The organism is Rufibacter hautae (assembly GCF_008271695.1).
In the GTDB taxonomy this organism is placed as follows: domain Bacteria; phylum Bacteroidota; class Bacteroidia; order Cytophagales; family Hymenobacteraceae; genus Nibribacter; species Nibribacter hautae.
Genome location: NZ_VKKY01000001.1, coordinates 306,180 through 321,409 on the forward strand (window position 1 = coordinate 306,180; position 15,230 = coordinate 321,409).

12 protein-coding genes are annotated in these 15,230 nt (G+C 53.0%); 9 read left to right on the plus strand and 3 right to left on the minus strand.

The window, feature by feature from the left end:
* The first annotated feature begins 367 nt into the window (after positions 1–367).
* From FOA19_RS01245 to FOA19_RS01255, 3 genes are all read left to right on the plus strand, one after another.
* The gene (locus FOA19_RS01245) at positions 368–598 is read left to right on the plus strand and encodes a hypothetical protein (RefSeq protein ID WP_149088983.1); all 231 of its coding nucleotides are present in this window, start codon (positions 368–370) and stop codon (positions 596–598) included.
* A 254-nt stretch (positions 599–852) separates the two neighbouring features.
* Positions 853–1,809 (plus strand): citrulline utilization hydrolase CtlX, encoded by a 957-nt coding sequence (gene ctlX / locus FOA19_RS01250; protein WP_149088984.1) that lies wholly within the window; start codon positions 853–855, stop codon positions 1,807–1,809.
* Between the two features lie 117 nt (positions 1,810–1,926).
* On the plus strand, positions 1,927–2,316 hold the full coding sequence (locus FOA19_RS01255) for a YkvA family protein (RefSeq protein ID WP_149088985.1): 390 nt from the start codon (positions 1,927–1,929) through the stop codon (positions 2,314–2,316).
* Here the strand turns inward: FOA19_RS01255 and FOA19_RS01260 are convergent.
* Positions 2,313–3,062 (minus strand): DUF72 domain-containing protein, encoded by a 750-nt coding sequence (locus FOA19_RS01260; RefSeq protein ID WP_149088986.1) that lies wholly within the window; start codon positions 3,060–3,062, stop codon positions 2,313–2,315. The two genes, FOA19_RS01255 and FOA19_RS01260, sit on opposite strands and share 4 nt — an antisense overlap.
* A 341-nt stretch (positions 3,063–3,403) precedes the next feature.
* Here FOA19_RS01260 and FOA19_RS01265 point away from each other — a divergent pair, with 341 nt between their 5' ends.
* The 4 genes from FOA19_RS01265 to FOA19_RS01280 all read left to right on the plus strand — a co-directional run bounded on the left by FOA19_RS01265 (position 3,404) and on the right by FOA19_RS01280 (position 11,265).
* Positions 3,404–5,239 (plus strand): methylmalonyl-CoA mutase family protein, encoded by a 1,836-nt coding sequence (locus FOA19_RS01265; RefSeq protein WP_149088987.1) that lies wholly within the window; start codon positions 3,404–3,406, stop codon positions 5,237–5,239.
* A gap of 184 nt (positions 5,240–5,423) precedes the next feature.
* The gene (gene scpA, locus FOA19_RS01270) at positions 5,424–7,559 is read left to right on the plus strand and encodes a methylmalonyl-CoA mutase (RefSeq protein ID WP_149088988.1); all 2,136 of its coding nucleotides are present in this window, start codon (positions 5,424–5,426) and stop codon (positions 7,557–7,559) included.
* A gap of 32 nt (positions 7,560–7,591) precedes the next feature.
* Positions 7,592–8,509 (plus strand): restriction endonuclease, encoded by a 918-nt coding sequence (locus tag FOA19_RS01275; protein ID WP_149088989.1) that lies wholly within the window; start codon positions 7,592–7,594, stop codon positions 8,507–8,509.
* 185 nt (positions 8,510–8,694) lie between these two features.
* The gene (locus FOA19_RS01280; RefSeq protein WP_149088990.1) at positions 8,695–11,265 is read left to right on the plus strand and encodes a zinc-dependent metalloprotease; all 2,571 of its coding nucleotides are present in this window, start codon (positions 8,695–8,697) and stop codon (positions 11,263–11,265) included.
* Positions 11,266–11,374: 109 nt separating this feature from the next.
* Here FOA19_RS01280 and FOA19_RS01285 read toward each other — a convergent pair whose 3' ends face one another.
* Positions 11,375–11,794: an STAS/SEC14 domain-containing protein gene (locus FOA19_RS01285; RefSeq protein ID WP_149088991.1), complete on the minus strand. Its 420-nt coding sequence runs from the start codon at positions 11,792–11,794 to the stop codon at positions 11,375–11,377.
* Positions 11,795–12,085: 291 nt separating this feature from the next.
* On the opposite strand from FOA19_RS01285, the gene FOA19_RS01290 reads away from it, so the two are divergent.
* A complete protein-coding gene (locus FOA19_RS01290; protein ID WP_149088992.1) occupies positions 12,086–13,252 on the plus strand; it encodes a YncE family protein in 1,167 nt (388 codons plus the stop codon).
* 40 nt (positions 13,253–13,292) lie between these two features.
* On the opposite strand, the gene FOA19_RS01295 is transcribed toward FOA19_RS01290, so the two are convergent.
* Positions 13,293–13,982, minus strand: coding sequence for an NADPH-dependent F420 reductase (locus tag FOA19_RS01295; protein WP_149088993.1), 690 nt, complete (start codon positions 13,980–13,982; stop codon positions 13,293–13,295).
* A gap of 207 nt (positions 13,983–14,189) precedes the next feature.
* On the opposite strand from FOA19_RS01295, the gene meaB reads away from it, so the two are divergent.
* Entirely contained in the window at positions 14,190–15,173 is a 984-nt protein-coding gene (gene meaB / locus FOA19_RS01300) for a methylmalonyl Co-A mutase-associated GTPase MeaB (RefSeq protein WP_149088994.1), read from the plus strand.
* Positions 15,174–15,230: the final 57 nt, after the last annotated feature.

Genomic DNA, 15,230 nt, shown 5'->3' on the forward strand with positions numbered 1-15,230 from the left:
TCCAGAATGCGGAAACCGGCAGCCCCAACGGTTACAGAACCTCTGTCTGGCCCACCCCCTTGAAGACAAAGCACATACGCCCCGATGGCCTGTGCCCCGAGCAATATCGCCGCTTTTAGGCGCGTTATCCCATTACGTTTCGCCCCTGGTCACGGCACGGGCACCCGGCGAAACCGATCTTTCCCTCGCCCGTACTACACTACCCTCACGGAACCCCCATTTCCTGCCTATTTTAACGTAAACGCAGGAAAACCTTAGGTTCTCCCTGATTCCCCGGACTACTCTTTTCTTTGGTTTTCGTAAGAGAAGAACGTTTGGGCTTTCAGAATATGCATCATCCATCACCCAATCAAAAACCATCACTACTATGACCACATCCTATTTGCAGTACAGTAAATTCATTTTACTGAAAGTTAGTTTTGATGTAGTGTTATTTGAAAAAGAGTTCCGGAAATGCTTAAGGTTGTTGCTCACCCACGAAATAAGGGAGTTGAAGCGCTGGTGCCGGGCCACTTTCCCCAAGCGTTTCAGAGGGGTCATGGGCCGTTGCTTCCGGTATTTCTGGCGCAACAATTCTTTGGCAAGTGGGCAACAGTAATCAAGCCCTTCTCTTAAACAACCCTTAGTTCCATAGTAAAGCCTTCATATCCCCACCATAATCCCCGTTCCTAGGCCCAAGAGCCCGGGAACGGGGATCTTCTTTTAAGGCTATTTTTGGAAAAACAGGCTTAAAAAGCCTTGGCTTCAAATAGTCGCCTTGGCTAAAACTTCCAAGGTACGGGCTTCTGGCCTGCTGCGTGCGCGGTTCCGGGTTTTGCCGTATCTTGCAGAACCCAAAGATCAGGCCCCGCCATGCAACAACCAGAAAACAAACTACCCTCCCACGCCAACGTACCGCTTGCCACGCAGGTACTGCTGGTGCGCCCCGCCCATTTTGGGGCAAACCCCGAGACAGCCGCCACCAACGCTTTCCAGCAGGAAGTGCCGGCGGGCGCCGATGCCCAGGTGCAGCAGAAAGCGCTGGACGAGTTCAACCAGTTCCTGCTCAAGCTCTGGGCCGCCCGCATAGACGCGGTAGTGCTGGACGATGTGGAAGACCCGGCCACCCCGGATGCCATTTTCCCTAACAACTGGATTTCCTTCCATAAAGGCGGCAAGGTGGTACTCTACCCTATGCTCTCCCCTACCAGGCGCCTGGAGCGGCACCCAGACCTGCTCACCCAACTAAAAGAAGAACACGGCCTGCCCTTCACCCAGGTCATCGACCTTACCCATTTTGAGAACGAAGGCAAGTTTTTGGAGGGTACCGGCTCCCTGGTGCTGGACCGCCAGCATAAGATCGCTTACGCCTGCCTCTCAGAGCGCACCCACCCCGAGCCGCTGCAAGCCTTCTGCGAAGCCCTGGATTTCCGCCCCATTGTGTTCCATGCGGTGGATGCCAACGGTCTGCCCATTTACCACACCAACGTGATCATGAGCATTGGCGCCGATTTCGCGCTGGTGTGCCTGGAAGCCATCCCCGATGAGGAAGAGCAGGGTCTTTTACTGGAAGCGTTGGTAGACACGGGCAAAGAGATCATTGACTTGTCTTTGGCGCAGGTAAAGAAAATGGCGGGTAACATGCTGCAGATCCGCAACAAAGCCGGGGAACCGGTGCTAGTCATGTCAGACAAAGGCTACAAAGCCCTGCGCAAAGACCAGTTTGAAGACCTCAACAGCCGCACCAAAATCGTACGCTCAGACCTGCGCACCATTGAAGCCCACGGCGGCGGAAGCGCCCGCTGCATGCTGGCTGAGATTTTCGTTTAATTGTTCATTGTTGATTGTTCTTTTTGGAAAGCAATCAGCAATCCTATTTAAGGCTCATCTTCTGAAAATCGGGCTTAAAACGCTTTCCATCCCTACAAGGCAAAACCGGCAAAAGTAGTGTGGCAAAAACTGAAAAGGTGGGCAAAACGCCTGAAGGCGGATGTTTGGGCGGTGGCTTTAGCCATCCAGGATCCCAGAACGCCCTGGCTGGCAAAAGCCATGGGTGCGCTCACCGTTGCCTACGCGCTCAGCCCCATTGACCTCATCCCTGATTTTATTCCGGTGCTAGGATACTTGGATGACCTGCTGCTGCTTCCGTTGGGCATCTGGCTTACCGTTAAACTGCTGCCGACTGATCTTATGGAGGAGTATCGCCAAAAAATTGCCACGAACGGAGTTCCGCGGTTCAAACACAGCAAATGGGCTGCCCTGGTCATCATTCTCTTGTGGGCGCTGGCGCTCTGGTGGGCCGGAAGTTGGGCCAGGCGCTGGTACCAGAACCGTTAAAGATTCAAGATGGCCTGCTGCAGCTTTTTCGCATCTGACGTGGCGTTGCCGCCAATGGTGTTGTTGAAAAAGCACCAAACGGTTTTCTCGTCCAGAAGCCAGTCCTGGGCCATGTAGCTGAAACGCTCCAGTTCCTCCTCGGGGTAGGCACCCCGGTACAGTTGCTCGTGGCCGTGCAGGCGCATGTAGACGGTATCAGTAGTAGCTGTGGCCAGGGCAGGCCATCTCTTTCCGGCACTGATCACGACCAATGAAATATTGAATTCCTCCAGCAGTCCCAGTACTTCCTCAGTGTGCCAGGACGCGTGTCGTACTTCCAGCGCGAAAACGGTGGTAGGGTACAGGTTGCGCAACAGCGTGAAAAAGTGCTTCGCGATGAGTTCATTGTAATGAAAAGAACCCGGCAACTGCACCAGCACGGGTCCCAGCCGCTCACCCATGAGCAGGAAACGGTCCATCCACTTGCGCAAGGGGTCCTCAATGTTCTGCAGGCGGCTCTCATGGGTGATGGAACGGTGCAATTTGGGCGCGAACTTGAAGTGGGCAGGCGTAGTTTCCAGCCATTTCAGGATGGTTTTCTCCATGGTGAAATGGTAGAAACTGCTGTTGACCTCGGTGCAGTTGAAGTGCTGGGCGTAGAAAGGCAGCATCTCCGCTGATTTGATGTCCTCGGGGTAAAAGATGCCCCGCCACGCATAACTCCAGCCCGAGGTCCCAATGTAGAGTTGATCTTGTCCAATATCCATGCTGCATACAGACGCAGAAACCGGCGCGAGGTTATAGGCGCTTTTAGCCTCTTTTGAGAAGACTAGCCCAAAAACAGGAATCCTTGAACTAGAGACTAGGCAGCCTAAGCCCGTTCAGCAGCAGTTTCCTTGCATTTCAACCTGCGCTAACTAAAAACCCGGAAGGCGGAGCGATTTTCTTCTTCCTTCAAAAAGAAAACCAGGGAATTGGGAGTTGCACCTTCCGTTTCGGGCATATTTTGACTAAAACTGGTGGAAAACGCTCATCGCAAACCAAGCGGCAGCCGTAGAACAGTTCAGGCAAAAAGCTATCTTTACCACATCATACGCCTGCCTTCTCTATGACGAACCCTACCTCATCTGAGGCATTATTCCCCGAGTTTGGCCCCATTACGGCCGAGCAATGGGTTGCCAAAATAAAACAAGACCTGAAAGGAGCCGACCTCGCTGACCTGCATTGGCAGAGCTACGAGGACATCACCGTTTCTCCTTTTTACACCAAAGCCAACGTGCCGCAAAGTGGCACCCTCAATACCACCCCGGGGCAGTTCCCGTACCTGCGCACCGCCAAAACCGACAAGAACAGTTGGCTCAACCTACAGCCTATCTTTTCCTCGGGCAAGGGCCGCGAAGCCATAGACAAAGCCGTGGTGGCGCTCACCCGCGGGGCCGATGGCATCCATTTCATCATGGAGAACGGCTACGACTTTGACGTGGATTACCTCATCCAGGAAATTGATCTCACCAAAATTCCGGTTTCTTACACGGTTTCCACCGAGGCGGCCAATTTCCTGCACCACCTAACCACAGGGCTGTACCGCAAGAGAATCTCGCTGGCCACGCTCAACGGTTTCCTTAAATGCTCGCCAATCCTTTCCTCAGAGAGCTACAAGCAGCTGGACATGGAGCATGCCATGCACTTGCTGGAACAAACCCTGGACGCACCCAACTTCTATGCGCTCACCATCAACGGGTCGCACTTCAGCAACAAGGGGGCCACGCTGGTGCAGGAATTAGGCATTTCGCTGGCTATTGCGGTATGTTATACCAACAGCCTCACCCAAGAAGGATTGTCGGCGGAGAGCATCTTCCGGAACATGCAGTTTCACCTGACCGCCGGCACCAACTATTTTTTTGAGATCGCGAAGTTCAGGGCCCTGCGGTTGCTGTGGGCGAAAGTGGTGGAAGCCTATGAGGTGCCTACTGAGGTCGCCTCGGCGTTACGCATCCATGCGTCTACCTCGCGCTGGCACCAGACCACCTTAGACCCGCATACCAACCTGCTGCGCCATACCACCGAGATGATGAGTGCCATCATCGGCGGCGTGAACTCGGTGGAGGTGGAACCCTTTGACTCCACGTACCGGCAGGCCAACGACTTCAGTGAGCGTATTGCCCGAAATATTCCCATCATCCTCAAAGAGGAAGCGTACCTAGACCAGGCCATTGACCCGGCCGCCGGCTCTTACTATATAGAATACCTTACCCGCCAGATGGCGCTAAAGGCTTGGGCTTTGTTCCAGGAGATTGAGGCCCAGGGCGGTTTTATCCCCGCTTCCAACGCTGGTTTTATCCAGGAGCTGATCAAAGAAACCAGCAACCAGAAGTTCAAGGACATCGCCAGCGGCAAAGAAGTACTGGTGGGCACGAACAAGTTCCCCAACTCCAATGAGCAGCACGAGTTCGACCCGGAGCAGTTGATCCAGAGCAAACAGTTTGACAACACCCGCGCCGCGTACTCCTACGAGGTCATGCGGCTGGCCACCGAGCTGCACTTCCGGAAGAAAAAACGGCGGCCGCATGCGTTGGTGGTGCACATGGGCACGGCCATCCAAGAACACATCCATGCCACTTTTGCGCGCGAGTTCTTCACCTGTTCTGGTTTCACCACGCAGGTACTCAAGTTTGACAGTGTCACAGAGGCATTGGCAGGCGTGAAAGACCTGGATGTGCAGGTGATTGTCATGGCGGCGCCAGAGCGCCAGTTCAACGAGTTTGCCGAGTCCTTTGCCAAAGGCATGCGTGCCCAGCAACGTCAGGGCCCGGCCTTGATTCTAGCCGATGACCCCATGCAGTTAAAAGAAGAGCTCCAGGCCAATGGCTTCGATGATTTTCTCTTCAGGGGCTGTGACACCAAGGAAATTATCACCCGCATTCAGGAGCGCTTGGGCGTGTAACGCGCCCGGCACGCGTCAGTCCTGAGTCCTGAGTCTTGAGTTAGGGACTTACCTCCCTCTTGTCATCTTGAAAGGACCTTGTGAGCGAGCTAGAAAGACAAGCGAGATGAATCAGCCGGAACTTCACCAATGATAATTCATGCAGGCATCTAGATACTTGATACCTGCTACATGATACGAACACATGAAACCAGATTTCACTAAGATTCCCTTCACGTTTCAGGGCTCCATTTTGGGAAACGAACCCAAAGCGCAGCCCAAAACCTGGAAAACAGCCGAGCGCTTGCCGCTGCAAAACTTCTACACCAAAGAAGACACAGCTGCCTTTGAGCACCTGGATTTTGCCGCCGGACTACCGCCGTTCTTGCGCGGACCCTACAGCACCATGTACGTCAAGAACCCCTGGACCATCCGGCAGTACGCCGGGTTCAGCACCGCCGAGGAATCCAACGCGTTTTACCGCCGAAATTTGGAAGCGGGGCAAAAAGGGCTTTCCGTGGCCTTTGACCTGGCCACCCACCGGGGCTACGATTCAGACCATCCGCGCGTGGTGGGTGACGTGGGAAAAGCGGGCGTAGCCATCGATTCCATCCTGGATATGAAGATTCTGTTCGATCAGATTCCGCTGGACCAGATGAGTGTTTCCATGACCATGAACGGCGCCGTATTGCCTATTCTGGCGTTCTACATTGTGGCTGCGGAGGAACAAGGTGTGAAACCGGAGCAGTTGAGCGGCACCATCCAGAACGACATCCTGAAGGAGTTCATGGTGCGCAACACCTACATTTATCCGCCGGAGCCCAGCATGAAGATCATCGCCGATATCTTCGCCTACACTTCCAAGCACATGCCCAAGTTCAATTCCATTTCTATCTCGGGCTACCACATGCAGGAAGCCGGGGCCACGGCAGATCTAGAGCTAGCGTATACCCTGGCGGATGGCTTGGAGTACGTGCGCACCGGTTTGGCCGCGGGCATGGACATTGACACCTTCGCGCCGCGGCTGTCGTTTTTCTGGGCTATTGGCATGAACCACTTCATGGAGATCGCCAAGATGCGCGCCGCACGGATGCTGTGGGCCAAGCTCATCAAGCAGTTCAACCCGAAGAGCGATAAATCCTTGGCCTTGCGCACGCACTGCCAAACCTCGGGCTGGAGCTTAACCGAGCAGGACCCATTCAACAACGTGGCCCGTACGACAGTGGAAGCTTTGGCCGCTGCCTTAGGTGGAACGCAGAGTTTGCACACCAACGCCCTGGACGAAGCTATAGCTTTGCCCACTGATTTCTCGGCACGTATCGCCCGTAATACCCAGATCTACCTGCAGCAGGAAACCCACATCACCAAGACCGTAGACCCGTGGGGCGGCTCCTATTACGTAGAGGCCCTCACCCACCAACTCGCGCACCGGGCTTGGAATTTGATTCAGGAGGTGGAACGCTTGGGCGGTATGGCCAAAGCCATTGAAACCGGATTACCCAAAATGCGCATTGAGGAAGCCGCGGCTAGAAAGCAGGCTCGCATTGATGCCGGCAAAGACGTGATTGTGGGCGTGAACAAATTCCGTCCAGAGACAGAAGAGAAACTGGAAATTCTAGACATTGACAACGCTACCGTGCGCGAGTCTCAGTTAGCACGGTTGGCCCAGTTGCGCGAGAACCGCGATGATGCCGCTGTTTTTGCTGCCATGGATGCGCTTACCCAAGCCGCTGAAACCGGCGAAGGAAACCTACTGGAATTGTCCATCAACGCCGCCCGCGTGCGCTGCAGCCTGGGCGAGATTTCGTATGCCTTAGAAAAAGTTTACGGCCGTCACCGGGCCACCATCAGATCTATATCCGGCGTGTACAGTTCAGAAATATCAGATGACGAGAACTTCGGCAAAGCCCAAGGGCTTGCCGATAGATTTGCCGAGCAGGAAGGCCGCCGCCCAAGAATCATGGTGGCCAAAATGGGACAGGACGGCCATGACCGCGGCTCCAAAGTAATTGCTACCTCCTTTGCCGACCTCGGCTTTGACGTGGATTTAGGTCCGTTGTTCCAGACCCCGGAGGAAGTAGCCTTGCAAGCCGCCGAGAATGACGTGCACGTGGTAGGTGTGAGTAGTTTGGCCGCAGGCCACAAAACGTTGATTCCGGCTTTGATCTCAGAATTGAAGAAACTAGGCCGCGAGGATATTCTGGTCATTGCCGGTGGCGTGATTCCCGCCCAGGATTACCAATTCCTGTATGATGCAGGCGTTTCGGGCGTATTCGGACCGGGCACGGTGATTAGCGTGGCTGCGCAGGAGATCTTGGAGAAATTGCTGAAGGAATATTAGAAAAAGCTATATTGAAGTTCTAAAAAAGAACAATGGCTATTCCTGATTACCAGACAATCATGCTCCCACTTCTGAAGTTTTCTTCAGATGGCAAAGAACATAAAACTAGAGAAGCTGTAGAGGCACTTGCTACTTATTTCAACCTAACTCAAGAAGATTTAACAGAACTTTTACCAAGTGGTACCCAACCTACTTTCTCAAACAGGGTAGGTTGGGCAACTACTTATCTCAAGAAGGCAGGATTGTTAGAATCTTCAAAAAAATCTTACTTCAATGTCACTGAAAGAGGTAGGAAAGTTTTAGCAGAGAACCCGACTACAATCAATGTTAAATTCCTCAATCAATTCCCAGAGTTTATAGACTTTAAATTAGCAACAAATTCAAACGGTTCTGGCTCAACACAACAATCACCAATCACTGAATCAACTTCAACTCCAGAGGAAATACTAGAGAACGCCTATCAGGGGATACGGCAAGAGTTGGTTGAGGAAATTTTAACTAAGATCAAGGCTTTAACACCTTCCTTTTTTGAGAAACTGGTTGTTCAACTATTAGTAAAAATGGGCTACGGTGGTTCATTTAGAGAAGCTGGCAAAGCCCTTGGTAAATCTGGAGATGGAGGCATAGACGGAATCATTAAAGAAGACATCCTTGGGTTAGATGTCATTTACATTCAAGCCAAGCGCTGGGATAACAACCCAGTAGGCAGACCAGATATTCAAAGCTTTGTAGGTGCTCTTGCAGGTCAAGGTGCCAAGAAAGGAGTCTTTATTACCACTTCCAGATTTTCATCAGACGCTATTGCCTATACGCCCCGTAATGAAACCAAAATAGTTTTAATTGACGGGCAGCAATTAGCTCAATATATGATTGACTATAATCTGGGAGTTTCGGTTTCTAAATCATATGAAGTGAAGAAGCTTGATTTAGACTTCTTCGAGGAAGAGTAAACAAACAAGTGCATAACTGATACATGCCTTTCCAGCCCTATTTCACCAAAAAGAGCCCTAAACGCACACTCAATATTTTCTATTTTTCTCTTATCTGATTAAACCTTCTTCTACCCTGCTTGTCTAAGCCTGCGTGAGTTCCACACTATACGCAACCCTTTACACAACTTACAAGCAAACCTAGTATGAAGAAATTCTTATTGACGCTGGGGCTGGTGTCCTCCTTTGCCGGAGTAGCCATGGCCCAGGGTCGGACCCAGCCCGCCGATTCTACGCGTCGGGTAGCCGGGGCCGCGGGCATGGCCGGCAATGCCGCCAAAACCTCAAAACCAAAGCCCTACGCCGAGGTCATCACAGACAAAGCCCAGTCTAAATCTGGCTTTTTCAAAACCCACAAAGTTGAAGACAAATACTTCTTTGAATTAGCAGACTCTGTATTAGGTCGCGAGATTCTGGTGGTAAACCGTATCTCCAAGGCCGGCGCCGAGGTGCGTGCTGCCTCTGGGTACGCCGGGGACCAAATTGGTCAATCGGTGATCATGTTTGAAAAGGGTCCGGATGACCGCATTTTCATGCGCAAGATCTCCTACGCCACATACAGCCCAGACAGTACCAAGTCTATGTTCCAGTCGGTGCAGCGCTCTAACGTGCAGGCCATTGTGGCGGCCTTCAACGTGGCGGCCTACAGCCCGGGCAACAAAGGGAGCGTGATTGACGTGACCGATTACATCAAAGGCGAAAACGAGATTTTCTCGTTCAGCTCAGCAAATGCCAAAACCCGCATCCGGTTAGGGAACTTCATCCCAGACCGCAGCTACATCCAGAACGTGCGCAGCTTCCCACAGAACGTGGAAGTAACCACCGTGAAAACCTACGTGTTGACTCCTCCTACCACCGGGTTCGGGGCAGCACCGGCCGGCGCAGGTGCCGCCAACTCTAACCTGAACGGTTCCTCTACCATTGAAGTGAACACCTCTATGGTGGTATTGCCGAAGAAGCCCATGCAGCCGCGTTACTTTGACCCGCGCGTTGGGTTCTTCACCGTAGGCTACACCGATTTTGACGCCAATCCGCAAGGCATAAAGGAAATCCAGATGGTGAAACGCTGGAGACTGGAGCCCAAGGAAAAAGACATGGCCAAGTACAAGCGCGGCGAGTTGGTAGAGCCTAAACAACCCATCGTATTCTACATTGACCCGGCTACGCCGAAGAAATGGGTACCCTACCTGATCGCTGGTGTGAACGACTGGCAGAAAGCCTTTGAGAAAGCCGGTTTCAAGAACGCCATCATCGGAAAAGAGGCGCCATCTGCAAAAGAGAACCCGAACTGGAGCATAGACGATGCGCGTCACTCGGCTATCGTGTACAAGCCTTCTGAGATCCCGAATGCCAGCGGTCCCAGCACCTCTGACCCCCGCAGCGGCGAGATCATGGAAAGTCACATCAACTGGTACCACAATGTGATGAAACTGGTGCACGACTGGTATTTTATCCAGACGGCCGCCATTGACCCGCGTGCCCGCAAAATGGAGTTCTCTGATGAACTCATGGGTGATCTGATTCGCTTTGTGTCTTCGCATGAGGTTGGGCACACGCTGGGCTTGCGCCACAACTACGGTTCCAGCTCCACGGTACCAGTAGAAAACCTGCGCAACAAGAAGTGGGTAGAAGCCAACGGCCACACCCCGTCTATCATGGACTACGCCCGTTTCAACTACGTAGCGCAGCCAGAAGACAACATCACGTCTAAAGGCATTTACCCAAGAATTGGTGACTATGACCTGTGGGCCATTGAGTGGGGCTACAAGATGTTGCCAAACGCCAAAAGCGCGAAGGATGAAATTCCGGTTCTGAACAAAATGACGGTGGAGGCTCTGAAGAACCGCCGCAACTGGTTCGGAACGGAGACCAACCCAGATGATCCGCATTCCCAGAACGAGGACCTGAGCGACAATGCCATGAAAGCGTCTGAGTACGGCATCAAAAACCTGCAGCGCATTTTGGCCAAGCTTCCTGAGTGGACGAAGGAAGAAAACGAAGGCTACGAGAACCTGGAAACCATGTATGGCCAGTTGACCACGCAGTTCAACCGCTACATGGGCCACGTGGCCAAGAACATTGGCGGTATCTATGAGAACCCGAAAACAGTGGAAATGGAAGGCGTGGTGTACGAGCGCACGCCGGCAGCCACCCAGAAAGAGGCCATGACGTTCCTGGACAAGCAATTGTTCACCACGCCAACCTGGTTACTGGCGCCAAACGTGCTGAATAACACCGGCTCCAACCCAATGGTAGTTGTGTCGCGCAGCCAGCAGGCTGTGTTGAACCGCCTCATCAGCAACAGCACCTTGACCAAACTGATCGCCGCCGAAGCCATGGACGGAGGCAAAGCCTACAAGGTGACTGACTTCTTCAATGACATGAACGGTTCCATCTTCAAGGAGGTGAAAAACAAGCAGGCCATTGACGTGTACCGCCGTAACCTGCAGAAAATGTACGTGCAGGAACTGATTGACATCGTAAAACCGGCTCCGGCTCCGGCGGGTGCTCAGGCAGCCCAGGGTGGCAGAGGTGGTAACACCGCCCCTACCATGGATGCCCGTTCGAGCGATGTGGTTTCAGTAGCCAAAGCCGAACTACGGAACATCAACAACCTAATCAAAGCATCGGCCGCTGGCCAGTCAGACTCCCTGAGCAACTACCACTTGCTGGATCTTTCAGACCGTATCACCGAAGCCCTGGACCCGAGAAGCTAATCTTCTTTAGTCTTGAAATAAAAAAAGCGGCCCCTAAACGGAGCCGCTTTTTTTTTGTGCCTTGTATTTTCAGTTTAGAGCCCCTTTTCAGAAAATGGCCCCAAAAAGGTTAGTTAACCTTGCTTTTCAGCTTCGTGTTGAGCCAGCGTTTGGCGTCTTCCATGTCAGAGAACATCCGCATCTCAAAGCCCTCCACTTTCTGGTGCATCTCTTCGCTGGAGACTTTGGCCAGGGAGTCATCGCTCACCACGTGGGCAAAATACTGCAAGCCACTGGCCACCGCGCGGGGCGTCCAGTCAGTAGCAATCCATTCTACCGCATGGTTCCAGGGCCCCAGCACTTGCCGGTTATCATTGAGGAGACAGGAACTGCCCGAAGAAGAAATAACCTCCAGGCACACGTTGGCGCCCTGCACAATGCTGTCAAAGGACTGGTACCCGATCCAGTTGTTATAGACCCAGTGGTGCGACGGCTCATATTGGGTGGTGAGGAAGAGCTTTCCCAATGAGTTTCTTACTTCTTGCTTCATAGATGAGGGCATGGCCTGAATAGCAAAATAAATTTTTCTTGGTTCTTTATTGCTATTCTTAGGCAAGCTACAATATTTTACCCCATTAGGTTCTCTGCCTCACCGGAATTTGGCAGAAACAGCAAAGAAAAGCCATAAAATAGAGATCTAGACAACAGCTAGTTACATCCATGAAGAGGGGCTTTCCTCAAAAAGGTGGGTCTAGCCTCAATAGAAATCCGGAAGGGGCGTTATTTAGATTCTGGCTTAATCTTTGAATTCTGCTGGTAAAACAGCCTTGCTTACGTGAAGATGAAGAATACCTATAGAATTTTGCTCCTGCTTCCTTTCTGGTTCCTTTCACGGACGGCCCTGGCCCAGAAAGAAGCGACCACTTGGTATTTCGGGCAAAACGCGGGCTTATCCTTTGCTGACCCGGCCAATCCTCAACCCCTGAAAGACGGTAAGATGTTCAGCGAGGAAGGCTGCGCCGTGCTGTCAGATGCCCTGGGCAACCTTCTGTTCTATACCAACGGCATGCAGGTCTGGAACCGCAACAAGCAGGTCATGGCCAACGGCGACTCCCTCAAAGGCCACGAGTCCTCCACCCAGTCAGCGGTGATCCTGCCCAAACCCGGCACCTCGCACCTGTATTACCTTTTCACCACCGATTTTCAGGGCCAGAGCCACGGCCTGCAGTACCACCTCATTGACCTGAGCCGGAACGGCGGCCTGGGCGAGGTGGTCTCCAAAAACAACCTCATCTTCGCGCCGGTCACCGAGAAACTGACCGCTATAAAGCACCGCAACGGCCGCGATTACTGGGTCATCACCCACCGCTGGAACAGCTCGGCTTTCTATGCTTATCTCATCACGTCCAATGGCATTACCTTCACTCCCGTGGAAAGCCACCTAGGCAGCATCCATTCCGGCGACAACGGCGCCACCATTGGGTACATGAAAGCCTCGCCGGCCGGCAACAAACTGGCAGTGGCTACGTGGGCGGCCGTAAACAAGATTGAGGTTTTTGATTTCAACAACGAGAACGGGAAACTGGCCCTGGCTGTGGATTTAGGCAAGTTTGACGAGGCCTACGGCGTGGAGTTTTCTCCGGACGGCACCAAGCTCTACGGCGGCAAGAACGGCATCGCCGGCGGCGAGGCCCGCATCTTCCAGTTCGACCTGGCTGCTGGCTCTAACGATGCCATCATCCACTCGGGCAAACAAGTGGCCAAAAGCATGAGCCGAAAAATCGGAGCCCTGCAGCTCGGTCCCGATGGCCGCATCTATGTGGCCCGTAACGGTAGCAACTGGCTCGGCGTCATCCGGAACCCCAACGCCCTGGGCGTAAACTGCGACTACAAAGACGCTGGCATCAAACTGGAGGATCAGAAAAGCGCCCTGGGCCTCCCCAATTTCCCCGGCTTCTACTTCCAGAACCTGGCTCCATCCACCAGCGCGGTGCTACCAACTAAGTAAGGTTAGCCTTCGCTTTTTCGTTGCGGTCTAGGTTCCTAAGTTAGGAGACTGGTTTCAGAGCAACGGTCTTGTCTTGCTTTTCTCTGGGCAAGCCTTCGTGCTCCAGCCCCCAAAGGTTGAAAGCAATTCTGGGATGGCTACCTGCTTTCCTGGCTAATTCTGAGGAAAGCAGCGTCATTCGCTCAATGGTACGGCTGTTTTTCAGCAGACCTGCATCCAGAACCCTGAAGGGCAGCGGCTTCAGCAACTGCATCACATTTCCTCTGGCTTGGTCGCTGTTAGAGGCTACGTACACGTCGCTTTTCAGCCCCTGCAAAATTGGAGTATCAAACACTACCCAGTACGTATTCTTAAAGGCAGTAACTACCTGGCTGTCTGGGATAACTTTCTGTAGTTCCTCGGCCGCGGAAGTATCATAAGCGGTGGTAAAATCATCAAAATTCTCATTGAAGGGATTGGTGATGTCAATAACTATTTTCCCTTTCAGGGTTTCTCTGTGTTCCTGCGCCCAGGGTAACAGGTCCCTGAACCATAGCGTCGGGATGATGACATCTGCTTGTAGCGCCTCTTCTTGTGGCACCGCCTTTAAGGGCAGGCCAAGTTCTTCAATCACCCTTTGGGCGTGTGCTACGTCTCTACCCGTAAACCATACATTTTGGCGGTAGGATGGGTAAAAAGTTTTGAGTAGGCCCTGGCCCATGCGCCCAGTGCCAATAATTGCTACTTTCATACCTAGGAATAGTTTGTTTGTAGTAAGATACAGCCAACTATTGCCTTACCCCTATCAGAGATTGGTCTTTAACATATTTCCTGCCTATTTCTCAAGCTAAAGCTCATTCAGCCAAGTTTTCAGTTCAGCCCATTCACCACGTTCTGTAATTCTTACGCGCCCTTTTCTTATTTTTCGCGTACTTTTCTGAAAACAGCCCCGAAACGAGTGCCGAAACGATTTTCCCCAGACGAGTATGCCGCCGGAGTTCTGTCCGGGAACCGGGTGCTCCTGAGCCGCGCCATTACCTTAATGGAAAGTACCCTACCTTCTGACCAGACCTTGGCCCATGAGGTCATGGAGAAAATGTTGCCGCACGCGGGCAAATCGGTGCGGGTGGGGATTACGGGCGTGCCGGGCGTGGGCAAGAGCACGTTTATTGAGGCCTTCGGGAATTACCTGCTGGAAGAGCATGGCAAGAACCTGGCCGTCCTAGCCATTGACCCCACTAGTCAGCGCACCGGCGGCAGCATCCTGGGTGATAAAACCCGCATGGAAACCTTATCGGCGAATCCCAAGGCGTACATCCGGCCTTCGCCGGCGGGCAAGACCTTGGGCGGGGTGGCCCGCAGCACCCGCGAGAGCATTTTGCTGTGCGAGGCCGCCGGCTTTGACGTGATCTTCGTGGAGACAGTGGGCGTAGGTCAGTCTGAAACAGCGGTGCACGAGATGGTGGATTTCTTCCTGCTTTTAATGCTGGCCGGCGCCGGCGATGAACTGCAGGGCATCAAGAAGGGCATCATGGAAATGGCCGATGCCATTGCCATCACCAAAGCCGATGGACCCAACCTGCCTGCGGCTACCAGCGCCCAAGCCGAGTACAAAGGCGCGCTGCACTTGTTTCCGCTGGGCGCCTCCAAGTGGAGCCCCCGGGTTACAGTCTGCTCGGCGTTTGAGAAAAGCGGACTGGCGCCTATCTGGGATTCGGTGATGGAGTACGTGCAGCTTACGCAAGGGAACGGCTATTTTCAGCAGCGGCGCCAGGAACAGAACCTGCATTGGCTTCGGCACAGCATCCGGCAACAACTGGAGGAACGGTTTTACCAGCATCCTGCGGTGAAGGCGCAGTGGGAAGATGTCTCGGGGCAGGTGACGCAGGGGCAGAAATCACCCTTTGCCGCGGCCGCGGAGCTTTTCCGACTGCTGCCGTAAGCCTTCTGGTTTTAAGTCTGTTTTGCCATAAACGGCTCCAAAACAGGATTCGTTTTT

Excerpts from the sequence above, each read along its gene's own strand:
- FOA19_RS01260 (WP_149088986.1), bottom strand. The coding sequence starts at position 3,062 with ATGGATATTGGACAAGATCAACTCTACATTGGGACCTCGGGCTGGAGT.
- FOA19_RS01275 (WP_149088989.1), top strand. The coding sequence starts at position 7,592 with ATGGCTATTCCTGATTACCAGACAATCATGCTCCCACTTCTGAAGTTT.
- FOA19_RS01280 (WP_149088990.1), top strand. The coding sequence starts at position 8,695 with ATGAAGAAATTCTTATTGACGCTGGGGCTGGTGTCCTCCTTTGCCGGA.
- FOA19_RS01295 (WP_149088993.1), bottom strand. The coding sequence starts at position 13,982 with ATGAAAGTAGCAATTATTGGCACTGGGCGCATGGGCCAGGGCCTACTC.
- FOA19_RS01265 (WP_149088987.1), top strand. The coding sequence starts at position 3,404 with ATGACGAACCCTACCTCATCTGAGGCATTATTCCCCGAGTTTGGCCCC.
- ctlX (WP_149088984.1), top strand. The coding sequence starts at position 853 with ATGCAACAACCAGAAAACAAACTACCCTCCCACGCCAACGTACCGCTT.
- FOA19_RS01245 (WP_149088983.1), top strand. The coding sequence starts at position 368 with ATGACCACATCCTATTTGCAGTACAGTAAATTCATTTTACTGAAAGTT.
- scpA (WP_149088988.1), top strand. The coding sequence starts at position 5,424 with ATGAAACCAGATTTCACTAAGATTCCCTTCACGTTTCAGGGCTCCATT.
- FOA19_RS01285 (WP_149088991.1), bottom strand. The coding sequence starts at position 11,794 with ATGAAGCAAGAAGTAAGAAACTCATTGGGAAAGCTCTTCCTCACCACC.
- FOA19_RS01290 (WP_149088992.1), top strand. The coding sequence starts at position 12,086 with ATGAAGAATACCTATAGAATTTTGCTCCTGCTTCCTTTCTGGTTCCTT.